This window comes from Actinomadura fibrosa (assembly GCF_900659615.1).
Taxonomy (GTDB): domain Bacteria; phylum Actinomycetota; class Actinomycetes; order Streptosporangiales; family Streptosporangiaceae; genus Spirillospora; species Spirillospora fibrosa.
The window spans coordinates 39,739-65,003 of the sequence record NZ_CAACUY010000016.1 but is presented as its reverse complement, the minus strand read 5'-3'; the positions used below and the strand labels follow the sequence as shown (position 1 = coordinate 65,003).

Below are 25,265 nucleotides of genomic sequence, written 5' to 3'. Positions count from 1 at the left end.
GACGCCCAGGTGAAATCCCGCAGCCCCTTCCCTTCGTGAGCCGCGTCACTTATAACTAACTCACTAGTTCGAACATTGCGGGATGCCGGGTGGCTCGAAGGTGAGGGGGTGGGGGTCGGTGGTTACGGCTCGCGGGCCGGTGAAGTTTCTCGGCGGCCCCCTTGCCGACGCGCGGCCGAGGCCCGTACGTTGACTCGCAGTCCGCTTGTTGGGACTAACAGTCCGCTTGATGGTCCAGGAGGATCGGAATGCTGGAAGCGTTGCTCGCGGCCGCGGCCGAGGGTGAGCGAATGCAGGCGGCGGCGCTCAGCGGCGGCCGGTGGAGCACGGCGGGTCCGCAGAGCGAACGGATCGGACCGTACGCGCGGCGTCCGGTCAGCCAGGCCCCGGCGGCGGGTCCCGGCGACGTCGAGGCCGTGCGCTCCTACGCCCGCGCCTCGGCCCGGACGGTGGCGCGGCTGGCACCGGCCTCGCGGGCGGAGGTGCTGGAGCGGGCGTCGGCCGCCGCCGCGGAGAACCGCGAGGACCTGGCCCGCCTGCTGGCACTGGAGCTGGGCAAACCGGTCAAGGACGGGCGCGGGGAGATCGACCGGGTCGCCGACACGTTCGCGGTGTGCGCGGCGGAGGCGCGGCGGATCGGCGGGGAGAACCTCCCGGTGGCGGGCTGGGCGCGCGGCGCCGGCAACACCGCCTTCACCTACCGGGCCCCGGCGGGCGTGGCGCTGGCCATCACGCCGTTCAACGCGCCCGCCAACCTGCTCGCGCACAAGCTCGGCGCCTCCTTCGCGGCCGGCAACACCACGATCGTCAAGGCGCCGCCGCAGGCGCCCGCGACCTCCACGGCGATCGTGGCGCTGCTGGTGGAGGCCGGGATGCCGTACGAGGCCGTCCAGCTGCTGCACGGAGACGGTTCCGTGGGCGCCGAGCTGTGCGCCGCGGACGAGGTCGCCGTCATCAGCTTCACCGGCAGTGCCGCGACCGGCAACGCGGTCGCCAGGGCGGCCGGGGCCAAGCGCCTGGTGCTGGAGCTGGGCGGCAACGCCGCGACGATCGTGTGCGAGGACGCCGACGTGGCCGAGGCCGCCCGGATCTGCGCCCGCACCGGTTACACCAACTCGGGGCAGAGCTGCATCTCGGTGCAGCGGGTGTACGTCCAGCGGTCCCGGTTCGAGGAGTTCCTCGGCCTGTTCACCGGCCACGTCGAGGCGCTCACCGTGGGCGATCCCCTGGACCCGAGGACCGACGTGGGGTCGATGGTCGACGACGACGCGGCGGAACGCGTCGTGCGGTGGAGCGCGGAGGCCGCCGAGGCCGGTGCCCGCGTGCTGCTCGGCGGGAAGCGGGACGGCGCCACCGCGATGCCCACCGTCGTGGCGGACCCGCCCGCCGACTGCGCGGTCGTCCGGGAGGAGGTGTTCGGCGCGCTCGTCGCCGTCATGCCCTTCGACGGCCTGGACGAGGTGATCGAGCGGTGCAACGAGAGCCGGTACGGGCTCCAGGCGGGCCTGTTCACCCGCGACATGGACCGCATCATCACCGTGTGGCGCGACCTGGAGGTCGGCGGCCTGATCGTCAACGGGTCGTCGAACTTCCGGCTGGACCACGTGCCGTTCGGCGGCGTCAAGGACTCCGGCTTCGGGCGCGAGTCGCCCCGCTGCACGATCGACGACTACACCGTCGTCAAGACGATGACCCTGCGCGGGACCTCGCTGTGGGGTGCCGCGTGAAGGCGGCCGTCCTCGTCGCCCCGGACGAGGTGGCCGTGGTGGACGACCGGCCGGAGCCGTCCTGCGGCCCGCGGGACGTCGTCGTCGCCGTCCACGGCGTCGGGCTTTGCGGCTCCGACCTCGCCGTCATCTCCGGCCGTCGCGCGGTGCCCTCCCTGCCGTGGGTGCTCGGGCACGAGGCGTTCGGGGTCGTCATCGCCGCGGGCGAGGAGGTCACCGACCGGTTCGCGGGCCAGCGGGTCGTCGTGGAGCCGAACTATCCGTGCCTGGCGTGCCCGGCGTGCGCCGCCGGCGCCACGGCGGGCTGCGCCCACCGCAGGGCGGCGGGCATCACCGAGCCCGGCCTGCTCGCCGAGCGCGTCGCGGTCCCCGCGCGCTTCACCTGGCCCGTCCCCGCGGACTGGGACGAGACCGACGTCGTCTGCGTCGAGCCGTTCACCGTCGCGCTCAACGCCGTCCGCATGAGCGGCCTCGCCGCGGGCGACCGGTGCCTGGTCGCGGGCGCCGGCTCCCAGGGGCTGCTGGTCGCGATGGCCGCCGCCCACGCCGGGGGAGTCCCCTACATCGTCGAGCCCCACAAGGGCCGCCGCGCGCTCGCGCTGCGGCTCGGGGCGGGCGACGCCGCCGGGCTCCCCGCCGGGACGTCCTTCCCCGTGGTGATCGAGACGTCCGGCGCGCCCGAGGCGTTCGAGCGGGCGCTGGAGCGCCTCGCGCCCGGCGGCACGCTCATCGCCGTCGGCCAGAGCCCGCGCCCGGCCCGGCTCACCACCTTCGCGCTCGTGCAGCAGCGGCTGACCGTCCGCGGCTGCCTCATCTACGACCACCCCGCGGACTTCTCCCGCACCATCGCGATGCTCGGCGAGCACGACCTGCACCCCGGCCGGGTCCTGCGCGAGCGCTTCGAGCTCGCCGAGGCGCCGAAGGCGTTCGCGCGCGCCGCCGAGATCGCCGGCAAGACCTGGATCAGCCTGCCCCGAACCGAGGAGACGCACCCATGACCGTGGACGTCCGGCCCCACAGCGACCCCGCGGTCGCCGTGCCCGCGGCGGAGGCGCTCGTCCGGCAGCTCGAAGGCTACGGCGTCGAGTACGTCTTCGGGACCTGCGGGCACACCAACATCGCCCTGCTGGACGCGCTCGGCCGCAGCCCGATCGAGTTCGTCATCGCCCGCCACGAGCAGGCCGCCGCGCACGCCGCCGACGGCTACGCCCGCGCCTCCGGCCGGCCGGGCGTGCTGCTCGTGCACGTCGGCCCGGGGATGATGAACGCCGTCACCGGCGTGGCGACCGCCGCGCTCGACTCCGTCCCGCTGGTCGCCATCGCGGGCGACGTCCCGTCCTACTACCGCGGTCGGCACCCGCACCAGGAGGTCAACCTCCACGCCGACGCGGACCAGACCGCGATCTACCGGCCGTTCGTCAAACGCGCCTGGCACGTCCACCGCGCCGAGGACCTCGGCCGGTTCACCGAGCGCGCGTTCTGGACGGCCACGTCGGGACGTCCCGGCGCGGTGCTGCTGAACGTCCCGATGGACCTGTTCTCCCGGCCCGTCGCCCCCGCGGACCACCCGCTCCCCGCGTACGGCTCGGCTCCCGACCTCCCGGCGGCGACCGCGGAGCGGATCGCGGCGCGGCTCGCCGAGGCCGAGCGTCCGCTGATCTACCTGGGCGGCGGGCTGCGCGGGGAGGCGGGCAGGAGCGCGCTGCTCTCCCTCGCCGAGCACCTCGACATCCCGATCGCCCACTCGCTCATGGGCAAGGGCGCCGTCCCCGACGACCACCCGCTGCTGCTGGGCATGCCGGGATTCTGGGGCTTGGAGACCACCAACGACTACGCGCGCGACGCCGACGTCGTCCTCGCGCTGGCGACCCGGTTCGCCGAGACCGACGCCAGCTCGTGGGACGATCGCTACACCTGGAACATCGGCGGCCCGGACGACCCCGGCGCGCCGGGACGGCTCATCCAGATCGACATCGACGCCGCCGAGATCGGCCGCAACTACCCGGTGGAGATCGGCGCCGTCGCCGACGTGACCTTCGCCGTCCAGGCGATCGGCCGGGCCGTGCGGGACGTCCGCCCTGAACCGGTCGGCCGCCCGGGACTGCGCGAGCGGATCCGCGCCGCCCGCACCGAGCTGTTCGAGCGGAGCCGGGACCGCGGCCGCAGCGACGCGTTCCCGCTGCGGCCCGAGCGGATCCTCGCCGACCTGCGCGCGGCCCTGCCGGCCGGGGCGGTGCTGGTCACCGACGTCGGCTGGAACAAGAACGGCGTCGCCCAGTGCTACGAGCTGCCCGCCGAAGGCCGCTTCATCACCCCCGGCGGCGCCTCCACGATGGGGTTCGGCCCGGCTGCCGCGGTCGGCGTGCAGATCGGCGCGCCGGACCGCGTCGTCGTCGCGCTCGTCGGCGACGGCGGGATGAGCGCGCAGCTCCCGGCCGTCCCGATGGCCGTGGAGCAGGGCCTGCCGGTGCTCTTCGTGGTGATGAACAACCGCGCGCACGGCACGATCGCCGACCTCCAGGCGGCGAACTTCGGGGCGAGCTACGGCTGCGAGTTCCGCGACCCGGACGGCCGCCCCTACAGCCCCGACTTCGCCGCCTACGCGCGCGCGTGCGGAGCCGACGGGCACGCGATCACTACACCGGACGCCCTGCTGCCGGCCCTGCGCGCGGCCGTCGCCGCGCGCCGTCCGGCCGTCCTGGACGTGCCGATGGTCAACGAGCCCGTGCCCACACCCGGGCACTGGAACATCAACGACATCTACCAGGGTGTCTTCCCCGACGGCGGCGGCCACCCCTCGCCGCCCGCCTCCTGAGCCCGACCACCTCCCGAGCCCGACCACGACCCACCCCGACATCCCCACCCACCGAGGTGAATCCATGCGCACCACCCCCCGACCCCGTGTCTCCGCCCTGGCCGCCGGAGTGCTCGCCGCCGGGCTGACCGCCGCCTGCGGCGCCCCCGGTGAGTCGAAGGACTCCGGCTCCGGCGGCAGCGGCCCCATCAAGATCGCCGTGGTCGACGCGCAGAGCGGGCAGCTCAGCTCGCTCGGCAAGTGGGAGTACAAGGGCGCCAAGCTCGCCGTCGACGAATGGAACAGGGCCGGCGGCATCAACGGCCGCACCATCAAGCTGGACGTCTTCGACGACCAGGGCGACCCCACCGTCGGCACCAACATCGCCCGCAAGATCGCCAGCCAGAAGTACCTCGCGATGATCGGCACCGCGGAGAGCGCCGTCACGATCGCGATGGCGCCGACCCTGCGCCAGCACGAGATCCCGAACATCGCCTCCGGCCAGTCCAACGGGATGGTGGCGCTCAAGAGCCCGTTCCTGTTCCTCAACGGGCCCACGTCCAGCACCTACGACGAGACGCTCGCGAAGTACGTCGTGGACGCCAAGAAGATGAAGAAGATCGCGATGATCAGCAACAACGGGTCCTACGGGAAGGGCGAGCACGACGCGTTCCTCAAGGCGCTGAGCGACCGCTCGATCAAGCCCGTCGCCGACGAGGTCGTCACCACCGACCAGAAGGACTTCAGCGCCCAGCTCACCAAGATCCGGCAGAAGTCCCCGGACGTGGTCTTCATCGGCTCGGAGGAGGTCGAGTCCGGCCTCATCGTCAAGCAGGCCCGCGACCTCGGCATCGACGCGCCGTTCGCCGGCGCCGCCCCGCAGGGCACCCCCGTCTACCGCGACACCGCGGGCGTCAAGAACGTCGAGGGCACCATCGTCAGCTCGCCCTACCTCAGCAACGAGGTCTCCGAGGCGTCCAGGAAGTTCGCCGCCGCCTACAAGGCCGCCTACGGCGAGGACGCCGAGCTGCACGGCGCCAAGGCCTACGACGGGACGACGATCCTGCTCACCGCCCTGAAGAACAGCGGCGTCGCCACCGGCCGGAAGCTCGCCGACGCCATCCGCGCCGTCCGGCACAAGGGGCTGCTCGGCGACTTCCAGTACGACGAGACCGGGGTCGGCATCAAGGCGACCTCCATCGGGATCATGAAGAACGGGACGGTCGTCAAGGCCGACGGCTGACGGCGGACGACCCCTCGCCGGCTCCGACGCCGGCCGCGCAGAAAGAGAACCATGCAGGTCTTCCTTCAGACACTGATAGGCGGACTGAGCCTCGGCGCGATCTACGCCCTGGTGGCGATGGGATTCTCCCTCGTCTACCGCACCATGGGGCTGGTCAACTTCGCGCACGCCGACGTGCTCATGATCGGCGCCTACGCCGCGTCCACGTTCTACATGTCGACCAGGCTTCCCTTCGCCCTGGCCATGGTCCTGGCCATCGCGGTGACGGGCCTCATCGGCCTGTTCATCGAGCGGGTGCTGCGCCCGCTGGAGAACAAGGACTTCACCCTCATGCTGATCGGCACGATCGGCTTCGGGATGGTCCTCCAGGCGGTCGCCGTCCTCATCTGGGGGGCGACCGGGCGCGCCGTCCGCACCCCCGTCGGCGGCGCCCCGCTGGAGTTCTTCGGGCTCCGCGTCCGCACCTACGACCTCGTCGTGCTGGCCATCGCGGCGGCGGCCGTGTTCCTGCTGGTCGCCTTCCTCCAGCGCACGAAGATGGGCGCCGCGATGCAGGCGGTCGCGATGGACCACGAGGCGGCCACCGCGGTCGGCATCCACGTCGGGCGCAGCAACGCGATCGCGTTCGCCCTCGGCGCCGGGCTCGCCGCGCTCGCCGGCGGGCTGGTCGGCCCGCTGCTGTACGTCAACCCGACGATGGGCGGCACCATCGGCATCAAGGGCTTCGCGGCCGCGATGCTCGGCGGCTGCGGCAACATCCCGGGCGCCATCGCCGGCGGCTTCGCCATCGGCGTCCTGGACTCCTTCGCCGCCGGCCACTTCCAGGGCTACTCCGAGCTCGTCGTCTTCCTGGTGTTCACCGTGGTGATCATGATCCGGCCGACGGGCCTGTTCGGCGAGACGACGGTGAGCCGCGCATGAGCACCCTCCTCAGGCACCGCAACGCGCCGCGGCTGGGGACGGTCGCGGGGTTCGTCCTCATCGCCTGGCTGCTGCCGTACACGCTCGGCGGCTACGCCATCCACGTCGTGGACGTCGCGCTGGTGTTCGCGCTGCTGGCGATCGGGATGGGCCTGGCCATGGGCATCGCCGGCCAGATCAACCTGGCGCAGATCGCCTTCTTCGGGGTCAGCGCCTACACCACCGCGATCCTCACCACCCACAACGGCCTCGGGTTCTGGCCGGCCGCCGCGGTGGCGCTCCTCGCGTCCGCGCTGATCGGGCTGCTCGTCGGCGTCCCGGCGCTGCGCATGCAGTCGCACTACCTCGGCATCGTCACCCTCGGCCTCGCGCTCGGCTTCATCAACTGGACGACCAACGCCGAGATCGCGGGCGGCGCCGAGGGCATCTCGGCGATCCCCGTCCCGCCGATGTTCGGCGTCGACCTGTCCAGCGAGTACCTGTACTACTACCTGGAAGTGGTGGTGTTCGCGCTCGCGCTGGCCTTCGCGCTGTTCGTCGTGCGGACGGGCCTCGGCCGCAGGCTCATGGCGATGCGGGACGACCCGCTCGCCGCCGGCGCGGTCGGCGCCGAGATCCCGCTGCTGCGCATGACCGCCTTCATGCTGTCCAGCGTCTTCGGCGGCCTCGCCGGCGTGCTGTACGCGGGGCTCATCCGCTACATCGCCCCCGACACGTTCAACATCGCCAACATGTTCCTGCTGCTGGCGATGGTCGTGATCGGCGGGCGGCAGAGCCTCGTCGGCTGCGTCGTCGGCGCCGTCGGCCTGACGCTGATCCGCGAGCAGCTCGTGGACTACCCCACCTACGCGCAGCTCGGCTTCGGCATCGTCGTCGTCCTCATGGTGGTGTTCGCGCCCACCGGGCTCGCCGGCGTCCCTACCCGGCTCAAGGCCCTCCTGGACCGCCGGCTCGGCAGGACCGCGGAACGGTCGGTGCTCCGGGAGTTCCGCCCCTACGAGGCCGCCGGCGACCAGGGCGTCGGCGACCAGGGCCGGGAGACCGGTGACTCGCGGCCCATGCTGGAGATCAGCGGCGTCGCCAAGCAGTTCCGCGGGCTCAAGGCGCTGCGGGACGTGTCCCTCACGGTCGAGCGCGGCGAGATTCGCGGCATCGTGGGGCCGAACGGCTCGGGGAAGACCACGCTGTTCAACATCGTCAGCGGCTTCTACAGGCCGTCCGGCGGACGGGTCCTGATCGACGGGCACGTCGTCTCCGGCTCCCGCCCGTACCGGCTCTCGCGGCACGGCCTGGCCCGGACCTTCCAGAACCTGCGGCTGTTCGGCGAGCTGAGCGTCCGGGACAACCTGCTCGTCGCCCTCGACCGGTCCCGGACGTACGCGATCTGGAAGTACGCGCTGTGGCCCGTCGGCGTCTGGCGGCAGGAGCGCCGCCTGCACCGGCAGGCCGACGACCTGCTCGACCGGTTCGGGCTGACCGAGTTCGCCGCCGCGAGGCCCGGCTCCCTGCCCTACGGCATCCAGCGCCGCATCGAGATCGCCCGCGCGATGGCCGGGGCACCGCGCCTGCTGCTGCTGGACGAGCCCGCCGCCGGCCTCAACGGCGAGGAGGTGCGCCAGCTCTCGGAGATCGTCCGCTCCATCCGCGGCAGCGGCGTCACCGTCGTGCTCATCGAGCACAACATGGGCCTGGTGATGTCGCTGTGCGAGCGGGTCACCGTCCTGGCCAACGGGTCCGTCATCGCCGAGGGGACCCCCGCCGAGGTCGTCGCGGACCACGCGGTCATCGAGGCCTACCTCGGGGACTCCGCCATGGCCGACATGCCGCTGCCGACCACCGAGGTGACCTCATGAACGCCGACACGACCGCCCGCGACGGTGAGAAGACCGCCGAGAGGATTGAGCCCGGCCCGGCGCCGGCGACCCTGACCGTGGAGGACCTCTCCGTCCACTACGGCGGGGTCTGCGCGGTCAACTCGATCGGCTTCACGGTGGAGCCCGGCCAGTCGGTCGGGATCATCGGCGCGAACGGGGCCGGCAAGACCTCGACGCTCAAGGCGCTGATGGGACTGGTCCCGCGCAGCGCGGGACGCGTGACCTTCGGCGGCGTGGACCTGACCAAGGTCAAGGCGCGCGAGATCGTCCGGCACGGCATCGGCTACGTCCCCGAGGGCCGGCACGTCTTCCCCGGCCTCACCGTGGAGAAGAACCTGATGCTCGGCGCCTACGCCCGCGCCTGGCGCGGCGCGGGCACCAGGGAGTCGCTCGCCGAGGTGTACGAGCTGTTCCCGGTGCTGGGGGAGATGCGCGGACGGCTCGCCGGCGCGCTCTCCGGCGGGCAGCAGCAGATGCTGGCCGTGGGCCGGGCGCTGATGGCCCGCCCCCGGCTGATCCTGCTGGACGAGCCGTCCATGGGCCTGTCGCCCAAGCTCGTCGAGGGCATCCTCGCGGTCCTGCTGCGGCTCCGCGAGGAGGGGCTCAGCCTGCTGCTGGTCGAGCAGAACGCCAAGCTGACCTTCGAGGCGACCAGCGACTGCGTCGTCATGGAGAACGGCGAGGTCGCGATGGTCGGCACCTCCCGCGACCTGCGCGACGACGTCCAGGTCCGGCGCATCTACCTGGGGCTGTAGGTGGCGGCGGAGCCCGGGGGCCGCGCCGCGCCCCGATGAGGCGCGGCCCCCTCGTCCCGCCGGTTCCGTTCGGGCCGGCGGGGCGAGGGTCGACGGGGTGCGGGTCAGCGGGGTGCGGGTCAGCGGCAGAAGGGCTTTTTGCCCATCGCGGACTCGATGCCGTTCAGCACCAGGCTCTGGAACTGCCTGGCCCCGGCGAAGGCCGAGCCGTCGTCGGTGAACGCCTTGGCGTCGTGGCCCAGCGTGGTCAGCCACGCCCGGCCGCCGTCGTAGTACTGGCACCAGGCGACGGGATGGAGGGAGCCGTGCCCCGGGTGGTTCATGTTGCCCGCGACGCCCTTCGCGAGGGTCTTCTCGTCCACGCTGGCGAGGAAGCGCACCTGGCTCGGGAACGGGACGAGGTTGTACCACTCGTCGGCGAAGTCCCACCGGCCCGGCAGCCCGGCGGTGGAGGCGTCCCTACGGTCGACGGTCTGGACGGTCCCGGGCTGCGCGGGCCCGTGATCGTAGAAGTTGGCGCCGCCGAGGAGGCCCTCGTACCAGGGCCAGTTGTACTCGGTGCCGAAGGCGTTGTGGATGCCGACGAAGCCGCCGCCGCCGCGCATGTACTGCCGCAGCGAGGTCTGGGCCGCGTCGTCCAGGGTGTCGCGGGTGGTGCTCATGAAGACGACGGCGTTGTAGCGGAACAGCGTGGACGGCGAGGCGAGCTGCGCGACGTCCTCGGTCCAGTCGACGCCGAAGCCGTTGTCCTGCCCCATCTTGACCAGCGCCTTCTGCGCCACGTTGGCGTCGGCGAGCGGCGGGTTCAGGCCCGCGCCGAGCGCCGGGCCGAGGTTGGCGTGCCGGGGGCCGGCGGTGCGGCTGTAGACGAGGATCTTGTAGCCCTTGGCGGGGTCGAAGTTGCCCCAGTCGTGGTAGCAGCGCGGGTTCGTGCCGCGGCAGACGCCGTAGACGGGATCGCCGAGCTCCTGGGCGCCGGAGTCCTTCGGCCGGGTGAGGGGCCCGGCCGTGGCCGGGAGCCCGGTGGACAGCGTCGCGGCGACCAGCGCGGCGGCCGTGCCGATCGCCGCGCCGGCGGCGGTGAGCAGGCGGGAGGAGGGTCTCCTCATGGGGTGGGGTCCTTTCCGGCGTTCTCGTCCGATGGACCGTCTAGCGGTCTAATCGAACCATCTAGAGGTTCTGGGACGATCTCATGCCGCTCCCGCGTCAGGCAATACCCGGACGTGGGCCGCCACCGTCCGGCGAAGGGCACCTCCGCCGACACGACTGGTGAACTTGCCGATGCGCGGACGGCGTCCGAGGTGTCGACTATTGCCAGAGTGTCGGATGCGGCTTACCGTGTCACCCGTCGATCGGACCCTGAGGTCCGTCTGGTGGACCGTAAGTTGGGAGACAGTATGGACCGGCGGAACTTCCTGACCGGCGCGGCGGCGGTCGTCGGCGGCACCGTCGCCTTCACGCCGCTTCGCGCTCCCGCGGCCGGCGCCGCCCCGTCCCGCCTCGCGCTGCCCGTCCCGCCCCAGCCGGCCGCGTTCGGCGCCACGGGCCGCGACTTCCCGAAGGTCTGCGGCGACCTCGGCAACCAGAACCACTCGACGCTGAGGAGGATCGACCGCGGCAACGTCCGGCACCTCGGCGGCGCCTGGCACGTCAACCTGGAAGGCGGCAGCACCTCAGGCCGGTCGCAGCAGAGCACGATCGTCGCCAAGGACGGCGTGCTGTACGTCCAGACCGGCCAGCAGAACGTGTTCGCCGTCGACGGCCGCACCGGCGCGGTCAAGTGGAAGACCAACGTCGGCTCGCAGCAGACCAACATGCGCGGCGTCGGGCTGGGTGAGGGGCTGGTCTTCACCACCTCCGGCGCCAACATCGTCTACGCGCTCGACCAGCGGACGGGCGCCGTCGTGTGGCAGCGGGAGCTGCTGGTCGCGGGCGAGGGCGACCCCGGCTGCGATCCGCAGAACGGGCAGTGCGGCGGCAACCGCGGCGGCCTCGCCGGCGCCATCGTGTACTTCGACGGCCTCATCTACGTCGGCACCGAGGGCAGCACCGCCGGCGCCCGGGGCCGCGCCTACGCCCTCGACGCCCGGACCGGCGAGATCGCCTGGACGTTCTGGGGCCCGCCCGGCCCCGGCGAGTACGGCAACGACACCTGGGAGGGCGACAGCTGGCGGACCGGCGGCGCCGTCTGCTGGATCCACCCGGCGGTCGACCCCGAGCTCGGCCTCGTCTACTGGACGTTCGGCAACCCCTATCCCCGCACCAACGGCTCCACCCGCGGCGGGACGAACCTGTTCGCCAACTGCATCGTCGCCATCGACGCCAAGACCGGGAAGCGGCGCTGGCACTTCCAGTCCGTCCACCACGACATCTGGGACTTCGACAACGTCATGGCCCCGGTGCTGATCGACCTGAAGATCGGCCACCGCACGCGCAAGGTCGTCGTGTACGGCAGCAAGGTCGGGATGTTCTACATCCTGGACCGCGAGACCGGCAAGGGCGTGCACGGCATCACCGAGCGGCCCGTCCCGCAGGACCCGCGCCAGAAGACCTGGCCGACGCAGCCGTTTCCGGGCGGCGCGCCCTTCGTCCACCAGGCGCCGAGCTACCACGACACCACCCGGCCCGTCCCGTACTACCCGACCGGCGAGATCTTCACCCCGTTCTGGGACGACGCGACCATCCTGTTCCCCGGCGCCGGCGGCGGCGCGGACTGGTCGTACATGTCGTTCAGCCCGCACACCGGGTTCGTCTACGTCGGGTACGGGCTGATCAACTCGTCCTACTCCAACACCAACGGCGGGCGCGTCAACACCGCCCGTCCGCTCGGCGAGTACTTCTCCGGCGGCATCGTCGCCGTCGACCCGCGCACCAACCGGCCCGTGTGGCGCAAGGAGGGCGAGTGGTCGCTCGCCCACGGCAACGGCATCCTCACGACGGCCGGGCGCGTCATGTTCCAGGGCGGGCCCGACGGGGTACTGCACGCGATGGACGACGCGACCGGCCGCGACCTGTGGAGCTGGCAGTGCGGGGCGGGCGTGCACACCAGCCCGGTCACCTACGAGATCGACGGCGAGCAGTACGTCGCGGTGTTCGCCGGCGGCAGCGGGCTGCCCTATCCCGACATCCCCAAGGGCGACCACCTGTGGGCGTTCAGACTGCACGGCAAGGTCGGCCCGGCGCCCGCGCCCACCCCGCCGTCCAAGCGCAACCAGATCCGCACGGCGGCCGTCGCCGGCGCGGACGCGGGCAACACCGTCACCCTCGGCCGGGTCTGGAACGCCGCCGCCGGAGCACCGGGCACCGAGGAGAACACCGTCGCGCAGAACGCCATGTCCCCGCAGCACATGACGGTTCCGGTGGGCACCGAGGTCACGTTCGTCAACCCGTCCGGCAACGAGCACTCGCACGGCGCCGCGTCGTTCTTCGAGCACGTGTTCAACACCGGGCGGCTGAAGCCCGGCCAGTCCTTCACGCACACCTTCACGAAGCGCGGCGAGTACTTCTACAACGACCCCGTCTTCCCGCAGAGCACCGGGAAGATCGTCGTCCAGTGACACCCGGGGCCGCCGGGCCCCGGGCCCTGCCCGATCCCGATCCACACCGAAGGAGCAGAGATGATCCCGCACGTTCCCGACGCCGAGACGGCGCACACCGACGTCCCCGACACCCGGGCTCAGGACGCGGCCGCCGAGCGGAGCGCCTCATGGTCCACGCCCGACTACCAGGTGGTGGAGACCTCGCTGGAGGTCACCGCCTACTTCGGCGCCGAGCTCTGATCCCACGCCGATGAGGGTGCGCATACTCGGCACCGCCGCGGGCGGCGGCGTCCCCCAGTGGAACTGCGCATGCGGGGGATGCGCCGCCGTCCGCGCGCACCCGTCGTGGCGCCGCCTGCACGCCTCGATCGCGGTCCAGGCGTCCGGCGCGGGCTGGTACGTGGTGAACGCGACACCGGACATCGCCGAGCAGATCGAGGCGAGCGGCGACCTGCGGCCCGGTCCGGGACGGCGGCAGACCCCGCTCGCCGGGGTGATCCTCACCGACGCCGAACTCGACCACACGCTCGGACTGCCGCGGCTGCGCGAGGCGTCCGGCATCCACGTCGCCGCCACCGCCACCGTCCGCGAGGCCGTGGCGCGGGGCCTGGGGTTGGACCGCATCCTCGCCCCGTACGCCGGGCTGCGCTGGTCGCAGCTCTCGGAGGACGAGCCGGTCCGCCTCGGAGACGGCGACGACGTCGAGTTCCGGGCCGTCAGGGTCTCGGGGAAGCGCCCCCGCTACGCGGCCGACCTCGGCATCCGCGACGGCGCCTGGTCGGTGGCGTTGCAGGTCACCGATCGCCGCAGCGGGAAGACACTCGTCTACGCCCCGGCGGTCGCGGACTGGCCGCCCGGGCTCGACCGCGCCCTTGCGGCGGCGGACTGCGTCATCGTCGACGGGACGTTCTGGGACGACGACGAACCACGCCGCTCGGGGTTCACGGAGCGGACCGCCACCGAGATGGGGCACCTGCCGATCAGCGGCCCGGACGGCACGGCGGAACGGCTGCGGGACCTGCCCGCGGCGCACCGCCTCTACACCCACCTCAACAACACCAACCCGCTCGTCGACCCCGGGCACGACGGCCACCGCGTCCTCGCCGGGCAGGGCATCGAGGTCGCATCGGAAGGCACGGTGATCGAACTGTGAGCACGGCATCGGCCCACGCCCCGCACAGGACCGCCCGTCCCCGGCCGTGGGCGCCCGGCGAACTGGAGCACCGGCTCCGCGAGATCGCCGCCGAGCGCTACCACCACCGGCACCCGTTCAACCTGCGCATGCACGACGGCCTGCTCGCGCCGGAGGAACTGCGCTGCTGGGCGCTGAACCGCTTCCACTACCAGCGGCACATCCCGATCAAGGACGCGCTCATCCTCGCCAAGCTCGGCGACCGGGAACTCCGCCGCAGCTGGATCCGCCGCATCCACGACCACGACGGCCGGGACGGCGACGAGCCGGGCGACGCCGGCGGCATCGAGCGGTGGCTGCGCCTCGGCGAGGCCGTCGGCCTGGACCGCGTCCTCCTGCTGTCGGGGGAAGGCGTCCTGCCCGGCGTCAGGCTCGCCGTCGAGGGCTACGTGAACTTCTGCCGCCTCGGCACGCCCCTGGAAGCGATCGCCTCGTCCCTCACCGAGCTCTTCGCACCCGACCTGATGGTCACCAGAATCGGCGCCTGGGAACGCCACTACCCCTGGAGCGAGCCGGACGGACTGCGCTACTTCCAGGTCCGCGTCCAGCAGGGCCGCCGCGACGCCGACGAGGCCCTCGCGCTCGTGCACCGGTGGGCGGAGACGCGCGCCGACCAGGAACGCGTGCTGGCCGCGTTCACGTTCAAGTGCGACGTGCTCTGGTCCCTGCTGGACGCGGTCGAGCGCGCAGCCACCCCGAACGTGGCCGCCCCGAACGCGGGAGCCGCGAACGTGGCCGCCCCGGACACGGGAGCCGCGGATGCCGGTTGAGCGCGCCCCCTCGACGGCGGCGGCGCGGGAGACGCGGCCCGCGCTCGCTCCCTCCGTCATCCTCCGCTATGACCGGATCCGCCGCGCCGAGCTGCTGCTGATGCCCGAACGCGCCGTCCTGCTCAGCCCGGAAGGCGGACGCATCCTGCGCCTCTGTGACGGCCGCCGCACGGTCGCCGACATCATCGCCGCCCTCGCCGCCGACTTCCCGGACGCCCCGCTGGAACGGGACGTGCCCGAGTTCATCGCGAGGGTCCGCACGGAGGGATGGCTCACATGACCGGACCCGCCGCGCCGTGGGCGCTGCTCGCCGAGCTGACGCACGCCTGCCCGCTGCACTGCCCGTACTGCTCGAACCCGCTCGAACTCGTCCGGAAGAGCACCGAACTGGCGGCGGACGACTGGGCGCGGGTCTTCGCCGAGGCCGCCGATCTCGGCGTCGTCCAGGCGCACGTCTCCGGTGGCGAGCCGCTCCTGCGTCCCGACCTCGAAGAGATCGTCGCCTCGGCGCACCGTGCCGGCGTCTACACCCAGCTCGTCACCAGCGGCCTCGGCCTCACCGCCGCCCGGCTGGACGCGCTGGCCGCCGCCGGGCTCAACAGCGTCCAGCTCTCGGTGCAGGACGCCGACCGCGCGAACTCCGACCTCATCGCGGGACGCCCCTCGTACGCGGCGAAGGAACAGGCCGCGGAGGTCATCCGCGCCGCCGGGCTGCCCTTCGGCCTGAACGTCGTCCTGCACCGGCGCAACCTCGACCGCCTGCCGGAGATTATCGAACTGGGCGAGCGCTGGGGCGCCGACCGCGTCGAGCTGGCGAACACCCAGTTCTACGGCTGGGCCCTGCGCAACCGGGAGGCCCTGCTTCCCACCCGCGAGCAACTGGACCGTGCCAAGCAGGTGGTCGCCGACCACCGGGCACGGTCCCGGCGCCCGGAGCTCGTGTGGGTCCTCCCGGACTACTACGAGGGAGTCCCGAAACCGTGCATGGGCGGCTGGGGCGCCCGGTCCATCACCGTGGCGCCCGACGGCACCGCCCTGCCGTGCCCGGCCGCCTACGCGATGACGGACCTGAACCCGCCGAACGTGCGCGACCACTCGCTCGCGTGGATCTGGGAGCGGTCCGGCGCCTTCAACGCCTACCGGGGGACCGGCTGGATGAGCGGGCCGTGCGGCGACTGCGCGCTCCGCGAGACCGACTTCGGCGGCTGCCGGTGCCAGGCGTTCGCGCTGACCGGCGACGCCTCCCGCACGGACCCGGCCTGCGCCCTCTCTCCCGACCACCACCTGATCCGCGACCGCACCGCTCACGCCGAACACGAGACGGGAGCGGCGCCTGAGCTCGTCTACCGCAGGCTCGGCGGCGCCCGTCCCGCCCCCGCGAACCAGGAGACCTGATGCACGTCGGCGTCCTCAACGGACCGAACCTCAACAGGCTGGGAAAGCGTCGACCCGAAAGGTACGGGACGCACACGCTCACCGACATCGTCCAGGACCTGGAGGCGACCGCGGAACGCGTCGGAGCCCGCGTCTCCCACGTCCAGTCCAACCATGAAGGGGCACTCCTGGACTGGCTGCACGACCGCCAAGACGGGCTCGACGCGCTGATCGTCAATCCCGCGGGCCTGACACCCGGCGGGAAACCGCTGCGCGACGCGCTCTCCGACACCGGGCTGCCGCTCGCCATCGTCCACATCACCCAGCTCTACCGCCATGAAGGACGGGACGCGGTCGACCTGTTCCGCGACCTCGCCACCATCTACATCGCCGGTCTCGGCTGGCGGGGCTACGGCATCGCGCTGGAGATCCTGTGCGAGCGCGCCGCCGGACCCGACGCCGGGGACAGGCCCGCGCCGTGAGGTATCCGGCGCTCTTCGAGCCGCTGGCCATCGGCCCGGTCGAGCTCAGGAACCGGATCGTCTGCGCGCCGATGGAGCGCAACTACTGCACGGCCGAGGGCGAACCGACGGACGCCTACCTCGGCTACCTGGAGGCGCGGGCCGAAGGCGGAGCGGCTCTGGTCTTCAGCGAGGCCGCCTACGTCCGTGCCGACGGCAAAGGGCGTCCGCGCCAGCTCGGCGTGGCCGAGGCGCGCCACGTCCCCGGGCTCGCGGCCATGGCGGACGCGGCGCACCGCCACGGCGCGAAGTCGGGCGTCGAGCTCAACCACGGCGGCCGCACTGTGCGGCGTCGGATCAGCGGAGCGCCTCCCGTCGCACCCTCCGCGGTCCCGTGTCTCCCCGCGGGCGGTGACATGCCGCGCGTCCTCGGACGGGAGGAGATCCACGACCTCATCGAGACCTACGCGGCGGCCGCGGCCCGCTGCCGCGACGCGGGCGTCGACGTCCTGTCGGTCCACGCCGCGCACGGCTACCTGGTGCACCAATTCCTCTCGCCGATGACCAACCTCCGGTCGGACGAGTTCGGCGAGCCGCTCCGCTTCCTCGCACTCGTCCTGGAGGCCGTCCGGGACGCGGCGCCGGAACTCGCCATCGGCATCCGGATCTCCGCCTTTGAAGGCGTGCCCGTAGGGCTCGACGCGGCACGGACCCTGGAGCTGATCGGCTCGCTCCCCGCCGGAGCCCTCGACTTCATCGACGTCTCGGCGGGCAACTACGAGGCCGCGCAGTGGATGGTGCAGCCGGGGGAGTGGCAACCGGGCCTGCTGGCCGAACACGCCGCGCCCTACCGGCGGCTGGGCCCGCCCGTCGGTGTCGCGGGCAGGATCAACGTCCCGCACGTCGCGCACGACATCGTTGCCGGCGGCAAGGCCGACTTCGTCAGCATGGCGCGTGCGCTGCACGCCGATCCGCGCTGGCCCCGCCGCGTGCTCGACGGCGCCCCGTTCCGTCCCTGCATCGCCTGCAATCTGTGCATCGACAGCCTGCACGGCGGCGCGCCCGTCCCGTGCACGGTGAACCCGGACGCGGGCGCGCTCACCCGCGAGCCGTCCCGGCGGCCGCGGCACCAGCCACGCACGGGCGGAGTGGTCGTCATCGGGGGCGGCCCCGCGGGAATGGAGGCGGCCCGCCTCGCCGCCGAGCACGGGCGGAAGGTCCACCTCATCGAACGCGACGCGGAGCTGGGCGGCCAGTTCCTCCTCGCCGCCGGACTCACCTGCAACCCCGAATACCGCCGCGTCATCGACTGGTACGCGAGCGAACTGCAACGCCTCGACGTCGCCGTCCGCGCCGGTACCAACGGCGACGGCGACCTCATCGCCAGGCTCCGTCCCGAGAACGTCGTCATCGCCACCGGCGGGAGACCGCGCGTCCCGGACGTCGACGGAGCCGACCTGCCGCACGTCATCGACATCAGGCATTGGCTGCGGCAGCCGTCCGTACCGCCGGAGCGATGCACGATCTGGGGCGCCGACCAGACCGCGATGGCCGTCGCCGACCATCTCGCCGCTCACGGTAGCGAGGTGCAGATCATCACCGCGCGGGAGGCGCTGGCACCCGAGGTCGGGCCCCGGGCGAGGATGCTCACCGAGACCCGCCTGACGGAGAACCCCCGAGTCCGCATCCTGCTCCGGCACCGCGTCCGGCGGATAGCGACGGATTACCTGGTGGTGGACGGACCGAACGGCCGGAGAACCGTTCCGACCCACGGGCCCGTCCTCGTTTCGCACGGCGTGCTACCGGCCCCGCCGCCGCGAGCAACGCCGACCGATGCGACCGCGTACCGGATCCGCATCGTGGGCGAGGCCACGACCGGCATCCCCTCCATGCACGCCGCGCTACAAGACGCCAGAACCGCAATGGAGGAGTTCCTCGCGACATCCCCGCAGGTAGTGCCGGGGCGCGGGGGCTTAAGAAAGTGAAAATCGTCCTGACGAGACTCTTGCGGCGTCCGTAAGTGATCCCTTATGTTACCCATCAGAAACTTACTGGCGGGGAACATGGGTGGGCCGATGACAGGTAGGACGGGGTCGCAGGACGCGGCGGGGGATGCGCGAGACGGCCAGGGGACGCCACGGGTCGCCGCCGAACGTCCCACCGATGCCGTTCGTCGGACCGGGGCGCGCCGCCGGTGGTTCGGGATCGCCGTGCCCGGCTCGGTGGCCGGCGGCCGGATACTGCCCGCCGCCGGAGGGCTGACGGCCGCCGTCCTGCTGGTGGCCCCGCTGACCGCGTCAGCGGCGGCGGTCCCCCGGGAGGTGTCGCGCGGCGTGACGATCCCCGCCTTCTACGACCCGCCGAAGCGGCTCCCGGACCGTAACGGCGCCCTCATCCGGACCGAGCGGCTGCCGCTCGCGCTGACCCTGTCCGACGTGAAGGGGCCGCTGCCCGGCAAGGCGATCCGATTGATGTACAAGTCCACCGACGCCAACGGCAAGGCGGTCGCCGTCACCGGCGCCTATGTCGAGCCGACCGCGAAGTGGCGGGGCAGCGGACCGCGGCCGCTGGTCGCGCTGGCGACGGGCACCATGGGCCAAGGCGACCAGTGCGCGCCGTCCCTGGCCTTGGAGAACCCGCTCACCTTCAACGGCCAGACCATCTCGGCCGGCTACGAGGACATCGGGATCTACCGGCTGCTCAGCGAGGGCGTCGCCGTCGTGGTCACCGACTACGTCGGGCTCGGCGCGACCGACCGCGTCCACACCTACGCCGAGCGGTTCGACCAGGCCCACGCTCTTCTGGACGCCGCCCGCGCCGCGTTCCGGCTGCCCGGCACCTCGCTGACCGGTACGTCCCGGATCGGCCTGTACGGGTACAGCCAGGGTGGCGGCGCGAGTGCCGCCGCGGCCGAGCTCCAGCCCCGCTACGCGCCCGAGCTGCACCTCGCCGGCGCCTACGCCGGTGCTCCTCCCGCCGACCTCGCCGCCGTGATCAAGGGCATCGAGGGGAGTGCCCTCGCGGGCGCCCTCGGGTGGTCGATCAACGGCCTCTCGCAGAACTACCCGGCGCTGAAGAAGGTCGTCGACGGCCACATCAGCGCCACGGGCCGCGCGGCGCTCAAGGACCTGTCCACCATGTGCGTCGGTGACGCCATCCTCCGCTACGGCTTCTCCAGAAGCGGCCAGTGGACCACCGACGGCCGCTCGCTCGGGCAGATCATCGCGACCACGCCCACCGCGCAGCAGGTCCTCGCGCGCGAACGCATCGGGACGCTGCGGCCCGCCGCGCCCGTCCGCGTCACCACCGGCGTCCTGGACGACATCGTGGTGCACGCCCAGTCGCGCCGGCTGGCCGCCGACTGGTGCGCCAAGGGCGCCAAGGTCACCTACCGGCCGGTCTCGCTGCCCAACCTGGGCGACGGGCTCCTGACCAACCACCTGGCTCCGCTGCTGACCGACCAGGGCGACGCCATCGCCTGGCTCAAGGACCGCCTCAACGGCCGGTCCGCGCCCGGCAACTGCGCGAACCTCCCGCGCCTGCCCTGACCGCCTCCGCGAGGCGGCCGCCGGCGACACGGTCTCCTCCGAGGGAATCAGGAGGTCCGACGCGTCCTTGCGGAACCGGCGCGGAGGCCGAAGGTGACCACGACGAACGCCCCCACGATGATGACGGCGATGCCGGTGCGTCCGGACGCGAACGCGCGCACGCTCCCCGACGTCCGCGTCCACAGGCCCTCCTTGGGCATCGTCACCCCGTCGCCCAGCCAGACCGAGCCGTCGGACGCCGTGGCGGGGTGGTCCGCGGACGCGTCGACCGTCTCCGACAGCCGCGGCTGCCGCTGGTCCATCTGCGCTGCGCTGACTCCGTTCATCGGGATCCTGCTGAAGTCGACGCCCCCGATCGTCATGTGCCGGACGTACCTCACGCCGCCCCGCTCCTCGGTCTGCGTGTAGCTGAAATCGCCGTTCTGCACGGAGTGGACGAAGGAGTCGTACACCTGCCGCGGCCGCCAGCCGTCGTCCAGCTTCGCCGGGCCGATGTCGCCCGAGTCGATCAGGCCGTCGAAGGACGTCCGGTGGCCGCTCCGGTGCCGTTCGCGGATCCACTGCGCGATGACGCGCGCCAGGAAGGCGCGGCGTATCGGTGCGTACTCGGGCGCGGTGTTGACGGCCTTGATGACCTCGGGGAGGACCAGCCGCCGTTCCAACTGCTCGTTGTGCGCCTCGCTCGCCGAATCCGGGGTGCACGCCAGCTTCCCGGCGTTGGCGATGCGGTCCGCCTTCGTCTTCACCGAGAGCTCGGCCTTCAGGACGTAGAGGGACGAGCCCTTCTCCCGGACCTCGACATCGCCGGGGACGATCCAGGAGCGCGAGGAGACGCACGTGCCCTCCACCTCGTCCCAGTACCTCGCGCCCAGATCGGTCTTCGGATCGAGCAGCCTCCCCTCGGTGCGCTTCATCTGGTAGTCGGCTTCGAGCAGGGCCTTCCCGGCGTTCGTCTGCCCGAGCGCGGGATCGATGATGCGCTCCGGCTCGTCGGGGTTGAGGTTGACCCAGAACTTGTCCGGATCCAGCACCAGCCAGGTCCGCAGATCGGCGGTGCTGTTCACGTAGGCGTCGAGGCCGGCTCCGAAGTCCTGGCTGAGGCCGGGAGACGCGGCCTGTGCCGAGAAGGCGTACTTGATGCCGCTCCCGTCGTCGGACATGTAGCGCATCTGCAACGTGGTGAAGTCGACGCCGCCGAGGCCGCTGGAAGCGAGCCCCTCGATGAGCCCGCCCTCCTTTCCACTGCCACCGCATCTCCGGGCCGGTGCGAAGACGGCCATCGCAGGTCCCGTGCGCGGACGAGCCATCGACACCGCGCACGTCGGGTTCGCCCCGGCGTTCTCGGCGGCCTTCTTCTTCGCCTTCTCCGCCTCTTTCCGCGCCTGGTCGGCTCGTTGCTGGACCTGCTGCTCCGACTCGCCGATGTTCTTTTGCAGCGCGTAACGCACGCCGTGGACCTTGGTGGCGATCGCCTTCGGTCGCTGGTTGAAGCGCAGCTGGAAATCCTCCTGCTTGAGCATCTCGTTCATCAGGCGCCAAGCCCCGCGCGCCCGCGCGACCTTGTCCAGGCTCCCGCTCTGGTTCGCCGTGTAGTACTCCTGGAGCCTTTTCGCGACGGTCTGGAGGTTGTTCACCCACGTGGTTGCCTGTGCCTCGTCGTTCTGTGCGGCCGCCCGGTCGATGAAGCGCATCGCCGCTTGCGCGTAGGCGAGGCCGACGACGACGTCCGAGAGCTTCTGGGTGGGGACGACATAGTCGACGTCCTCGGCGATCGTGCTGCATCTGCCTGCGCACGGTTGCCGGACGACCAAGTCCCCTTTGGAGAGCCGCGAGGAGCTGACGCTGACGCCGTCCGAGGACGTGAAGGCTTGTTCCAGCCGTTTCCGGTAGGCCGGGCCCTCGCCCAGTTTGATCAGTTCCTGGTCCAGGGTGCGGAGGGACTTCGCGATGTCCGCCTCCGACTTCCCCGCCTTCAGCGCCGCCACGATGTACTTCGCCCAGACCTGCGCCTTGAGCGCCATGACCTCGGCGTGCAGCGCGAGCAGTCCGTTGTTCTTGTCCGGGGCCTGCGACCAGTTCCGGCCCACCGTTTGCAGCAGGACGCTGTCAGCCTTTATCTGACCGTTCTTCAGCAACTCCTCATACAGCCTCGGGTTGCTCTTCTTGATCGCCTGCGCGGTGGTGATGGAGACCCCGGTGTTCGCCTCCTCCCTCTTGCCCCAGTTGGCACGGAGGATCCTGTCCAGTTCCTGGGCGTACTTCGTGCGCTCCTCGGCCGACAGGCCGGGCACGTCGAGGGACAGCCAGGTGGCGGCGTAGGTGGCGGCGAGATCGCCGAACGCGCCTTCCCCGGCGATCCACTCCATGATGATCTCGCCTCGGGGCGTCCAGAGGAGGCCGGGGTCGCCCAGGTCGAGCGAATGCTTCGGGTCGGGCGCGGGTGCTTGGGCAGCGCTCTCGGTCGCGGACGTCCCGGCGGCGCGTTCGGTCCCGAGCGGCGAGGCGGGACGGGTGGCCGACGCGCCGGGGGCGGCCGCGATGGAGGCGAGGAGGGCGGCGGCGCACAGCGCGACCAGCCTCCGCCACCGACCATCGGCGGCGCGCCTACCCGGGCGGTGCGGCATCGCCGCCTCCAGGGCGCCCATAGGAAGGCGGGTATCCGCCTGGTGATGGGTATCCGCCTGCGGGCGGTGGGGGCCCGCCTGCCGGTGGTGGGTATCCGCCTGCGGGCGGCCGGTTCGGCGGGGGCAGGGGGAGGCCCGTCGCCTGGAGGTAGGCGGCCAGCGCGGGCGCGGGCGCGGACCGTCCCGGCGGAGTGCCCGCCGTCGCGGCACCGCGCCGGTAGACCAGGAACCCGGTGGCTGTCAGAGCCCCGACCGTGACGACGGAGACCAGGGCGACGCCGACGAGGGACGTGCCCGTCGAGCAGGTGCGCGTGCGACCGAAGTGCTCCAGGTCGATGGACGGCCTGTACGCGTAGCTGACGTCGCAGGCGGATGCCTGCTGCGGAGTCAGGGGCAGGATGAGGAGGGCCGCGAACAATGTCCCCAGCAGGAGGCCGAACAGGTGCAGGGTCGCGCGGCGCGCGGGACGGCGGGTCATGGCGTCACCTGCCCGGGACGGGGCGCCGCCGCCGGACGGATGCCCGGACGCGTCCTCAGCAGCATCACTCTCGCACGCAACCTGTCGCCCTCCTCCTTGGCGGGCCCGTCGAGGACTCCCGGGTGCTGCCAGCGCCAGGCTGCGAGGTCGAGCTGGGCGAGTTGCAGGCGCCGCAGGGCGAGAGCCGAGCCCCGCCCGTACAGGCGTCCCGTGCTGACCAGGCTCCAGAACCGCAGTGCCGGGTCGGCCAGGAACGGTGCCTCCCACCGGGTGATGGCCGTGCCGGACGCAGCCTCGGCCGCCACTGCGTCACGCGCGGCGGCGGCTCTGGCGCGCGTCCCCACGGCCAGGAGCAGGACGGCCACGACGATGAACGGCGCCTGCGGAAGCAGCCAGAGGAACGGCGAGACGACCAGCGTGTCGAGGGGACCGCCGACGGAGACGTGATCGTGGACGATGCGCGACAGCCAGGCGGCCAGCGTCTCGGTGGCGATGGCGCCGCAGATCGCCGCGGCCAGGCCGGCCAGCGCGGCACGCGTGCGCCCGCCGCGCCGCCGCGCCTGCGCCGCCAGGCCGAACCCGGCGCCGAGAACGGCGCCGAACGCGACCTGCCCGCCGAGCAGCCCGATCGACTGGCGGACCCAGTACTCGAACCCGCCCGTCGTGCCGGTGAACGCGCTGAGCGTCCCGAAGAGGCGGATGATCAGCGTGCTCTCGACGAGGTTGTAGCCGAGGCCGATGGCGGCGCCGACGACCAGACCGGTCACGGCGTCGGTGACGCGATGCCGGAACAGCACCAGCAGCAGGGCGACGCCCGCCGCGACGACCAGCGCGTTGACGACGCCCGAATGGACGACGACCACGTCCAGCGCGTCGTACTGGCGCTCGGCCAGCCGCGTGAGGTCGCTCTGGGCGCCATCGCCCATGAAGCCGTAGAGGGTGCCGAAGGCGAGGTTGCTCGCGGCCCGTCCGAGACCGAACACGACCAGCGCGCCCCAGGCGAACGCCGCGAGCAGCATCATCGCCGGTATCCGCGAGAACCGCTGGCCGAAGTGCAGCAGCGCCAGCGCGAACGCGGTGCCGGGCACGCACGCGAGCGCCTGGAGCGGATACTCGGCGATGACGGTGAGCGGGATCAGCCCGAACGGGCCGAGGACCACCGCGACGGTCAGCCAGGTCAGCGTCCGGGCCCGGCGCTCGTCCGGACGCGTGGCCATGACCAGCACCTGGAGCAGGACGCCGGCCACGATGCCGGCGAGGACGAGCCAGAACACGGTCCTCGGCGTGGCCAGCAGCCGTCCGACGGACCCCGACAGGCGCGTCGTCCGCTCGAAGATCGACAGCGCGGGTTCGTGCGGCTGGACGTGCGGGCGGAGGAGGTTGAGCAGCAGCTCGGCCAGGTACAGCGCGATCGTCAGCCGGACGACCAGCAGCGCCCGCGCACGAGCCTCCGCGTCGTCGCGGACGGCGCTCCGCACCGCCGCCCGCGCCGCGGACACGCCCGAAGCCTGCGGCGGCCCGCCCGCGGCACCGTGATGCCCGCCGCCCGGAACGGTCGGGGACCAGCGGCGCGGCGGCCCGGTGTCGCCAGGACCGGTGGTCATGGTGCACCTCCCGGGATCTGCGGGATGCTCGGCAGGTTCGTCGGGAGGTTCGTCGGCAGTTCCGTGGGCGCCCCGGTCGCGCCGGGCGGCGCGGTCGGGAAGAGGGTGGGCAGATTCGGCATCGTCGGCACGCCCTGCGAGGGCATCGTGGGCAGGCCTCCGGAGGGCATCGTGGGCACGGCCGGAGTCCGCACATCGTTGGCGCCGGTCAGGTCGATGACCAGCGCCGCGCCCAGGAGCACGACGCCGATGACCGCACCGGCCATCAGAAGCAGCAACTGCGGGCGCAGCGGATCGTCGGCCGCTTCGGCTGCGCGGGTGTCGTCCATCGTCCCTTTGTCACTCTCTGCGATGTGATCAA

At 72.4% G+C, this 25,265-nt stretch carries 21 protein-coding genes; 16 read left to right on the top strand and 5 right to left on the bottom strand.

The genetic code is table 11. From position 1 onward, the window contains the following. Positions 1-248: 248 nt before the first annotated feature. The 7 genes from E1300_RS09115 to E1300_RS09085 all read left to right on the top strand — a co-directional run bounded on the left by E1300_RS09115 (position 249) and on the right by E1300_RS09085 (position 9,314). Positions 249-1,727: an aldehyde dehydrogenase family protein gene (locus E1300_RS09115; RefSeq protein WP_131756442.1), complete on the top strand. Its 1,479-nt coding sequence runs from the start codon at positions 249-251 to the stop codon at positions 1,725-1,727. Then, positions 1,724-2,725 (top strand): zinc-dependent alcohol dehydrogenase, encoded by a 1,002-nt coding sequence (locus tag E1300_RS09110; RefSeq protein WP_131756441.1) that lies wholly within the window; start codon positions 1,724-1,726, stop codon positions 2,723-2,725. The genes E1300_RS09115 and E1300_RS09110 overlap by 4 nt, the downstream gene beginning before the upstream one ends. Continuing rightward, positions 2,722-4,542 (top strand): thiamine pyrophosphate-binding protein, encoded by a 1,821-nt coding sequence (locus tag E1300_RS09105; RefSeq protein WP_131756440.1) that lies wholly within the window; start codon positions 2,722-2,724, stop codon positions 4,540-4,542. The genes E1300_RS09110 and E1300_RS09105 overlap by 4 nt, the downstream gene beginning before the upstream one ends. Positions 4,543-4,606: 64 nt before the next feature. Then, positions 4,607-5,764: an ABC transporter substrate-binding protein gene (locus E1300_RS09100; RefSeq protein ID WP_131756439.1), complete on the top strand. Its 1,158-nt coding sequence runs from the start codon at positions 4,607-4,609 to the stop codon at positions 5,762-5,764. Positions 5,765-5,815: 51 nt separating this feature from the next. Beyond that, complete coding sequence (locus tag E1300_RS09095) at positions 5,816-6,685, top strand: branched-chain amino acid ABC transporter permease (protein ID WP_131756438.1); 870 nt, start codon at positions 5,816-5,818, stop codon at positions 6,683-6,685. Further along, positions 6,682-8,538 carry a branched-chain amino acid ABC transporter ATP-binding protein/permease gene (locus tag E1300_RS09090; RefSeq protein ID WP_131756437.1) on the top strand — a complete coding sequence of 619 codons (1,857 nt, stop codon included), beginning with the start codon at positions 6,682-6,684 and terminating at the stop codon, positions 8,536-8,538. The genes E1300_RS09095 and E1300_RS09090 overlap by 4 nt, the downstream gene beginning before the upstream one ends. Beyond that, the gene (locus tag E1300_RS09085; protein ID WP_131756436.1) at positions 8,535-9,314 is read left to right on the top strand and encodes an ABC transporter ATP-binding protein; all 780 of its coding nucleotides are present in this window, start codon (positions 8,535-8,537) and stop codon (positions 9,312-9,314) included. The genes E1300_RS09090 and E1300_RS09085 overlap by 4 nt, the downstream gene beginning before the upstream one ends. A 119-nt stretch (positions 9,315-9,433) precedes the next feature. Here E1300_RS09085 and E1300_RS09080 read toward each other — a convergent pair whose 3' ends face one another. Continuing rightward, the gene (locus E1300_RS09080) at positions 9,434-10,423 is read right to left on the bottom strand and encodes a ThuA domain-containing protein (RefSeq protein ID WP_131756435.1); all 990 of its coding nucleotides are present in this window, start codon (positions 10,421-10,423) and stop codon (positions 9,434-9,436) included. Between the two features lie 288 nt (positions 10,424-10,711). Between E1300_RS09080 and E1300_RS09075 the strand changes: the two genes are divergently transcribed. From E1300_RS09075 to E1300_RS09035, 9 genes are all read left to right on the top strand, one after another. Continuing rightward, the gene (locus tag E1300_RS09075) at positions 10,712-12,871 is read left to right on the top strand and encodes an outer membrane protein assembly factor BamB family protein (protein WP_131756434.1); all 2,160 of its coding nucleotides are present in this window, start codon (positions 10,712-10,714) and stop codon (positions 12,869-12,871) included. A 60-nt stretch (positions 12,872-12,931) separates the two neighbouring features. Continuing rightward, complete coding sequence (gene pqqA, locus E1300_RS09070; RefSeq protein WP_131756433.1) at positions 12,932-13,093, top strand: pyrroloquinoline quinone precursor peptide PqqA; 162 nt, start codon at positions 12,932-12,934, stop codon at positions 13,091-13,093. 10 nt (positions 13,094-13,103) lie between these two features. Next, positions 13,104-14,006 (top strand): pyrroloquinoline quinone biosynthesis protein PqqB, encoded by a 903-nt coding sequence (pqqB, locus tag E1300_RS09065; RefSeq protein ID WP_131756432.1) that lies wholly within the window; start codon positions 13,104-13,106, stop codon positions 14,004-14,006. Next, the gene (gene pqqC / locus E1300_RS09060; protein ID WP_131756431.1) at positions 14,003-14,815 is read left to right on the top strand and encodes a pyrroloquinoline-quinone synthase PqqC; all 813 of its coding nucleotides are present in this window, start codon (positions 14,003-14,005) and stop codon (positions 14,813-14,815) included. Before pqqB ends, pqqC begins: the two co-directional genes overlap by 4 nt. Beyond that, positions 14,805-15,095, top strand: a complete 291-nt coding sequence (gene pqqD / locus E1300_RS09055) for a pyrroloquinoline quinone biosynthesis peptide chaperone PqqD (RefSeq protein ID WP_131756430.1) — start codon at positions 14,805-14,807, stop codon at positions 15,093-15,095. Before pqqC ends, pqqD begins: the two co-directional genes overlap by 11 nt. Continuing rightward, on the top strand, positions 15,092-16,210 hold the full coding sequence (gene pqqE, locus E1300_RS09050; RefSeq protein ID WP_131756429.1) for a pyrroloquinoline quinone biosynthesis protein PqqE: 1,119 nt from the start codon (positions 15,092-15,094) through the stop codon (positions 16,208-16,210). The genes pqqD and pqqE overlap by 4 nt, the downstream gene beginning before the upstream one ends. Next, complete coding sequence (locus E1300_RS09045) at positions 16,210-16,671, top strand: type II 3-dehydroquinate dehydratase (RefSeq protein WP_131756428.1); 462 nt, start codon at positions 16,210-16,212, stop codon at positions 16,669-16,671. The genes pqqE and E1300_RS09045 overlap by 1 nt, the downstream gene beginning before the upstream one ends. Then, positions 16,668-18,635 carry an oxidoreductase gene (locus E1300_RS09040; protein WP_131756427.1) on the top strand — a complete coding sequence of 656 codons (1,968 nt, stop codon included), beginning with the start codon at positions 16,668-16,670 and terminating at the stop codon, positions 18,633-18,635. Before E1300_RS09045 ends, E1300_RS09040 begins: the two co-directional genes overlap by 4 nt. A gap of 90 nt (positions 18,636-18,725) precedes the next feature. Continuing rightward, positions 18,726-20,198 (top strand): lipase family protein, encoded by a 1,473-nt coding sequence (locus tag E1300_RS09035; RefSeq protein WP_131756426.1) that lies wholly within the window; start codon positions 18,726-18,728, stop codon positions 20,196-20,198. A 47-nt stretch (positions 20,199-20,245) separates the two neighbouring features. Here the strand turns inward: E1300_RS09035 and E1300_RS09030 are convergent, their stop codons facing one another. From E1300_RS09030 to E1300_RS09015, 4 genes are read right to left on the bottom strand one after another with little or no spacing between them, the layout of a single operon-like run. Beyond that, on the bottom strand, positions 20,246-22,843 hold the full coding sequence (locus E1300_RS09030) for a hypothetical protein (RefSeq protein ID WP_165502752.1): 2,598 nt from the start codon (positions 22,841-22,843) through the stop codon (positions 20,246-20,248). After that, the gene (locus E1300_RS51385; protein WP_207399570.1) at positions 22,803-23,300 is read right to left on the bottom strand and encodes a hypothetical protein; all 498 of its coding nucleotides are present in this window, start codon (positions 23,298-23,300) and stop codon (positions 22,803-22,805) included. The genes E1300_RS09030 and E1300_RS51385 overlap by 41 nt, the downstream gene beginning before the upstream one ends. Continuing rightward, positions 23,297-24,904: a PrsW family glutamic-type intramembrane protease gene (locus E1300_RS09020; RefSeq protein ID WP_131756424.1), complete on the bottom strand. Its 1,608-nt coding sequence runs from the start codon at positions 24,902-24,904 to the stop codon at positions 23,297-23,299. The genes E1300_RS51385 and E1300_RS09020 overlap by 4 nt, the downstream gene beginning before the upstream one ends. After that, positions 24,901-25,233 carry a hypothetical protein gene (locus E1300_RS09015; RefSeq protein ID WP_131756423.1) on the bottom strand — a complete coding sequence of 111 codons (333 nt, stop codon included), beginning with the start codon at positions 25,231-25,233 and terminating at the stop codon, positions 24,901-24,903. Before E1300_RS09015 ends, E1300_RS09020 begins: the two co-directional genes overlap by 4 nt. Positions 25,234-25,265 lie beyond the last annotated feature (32 nt).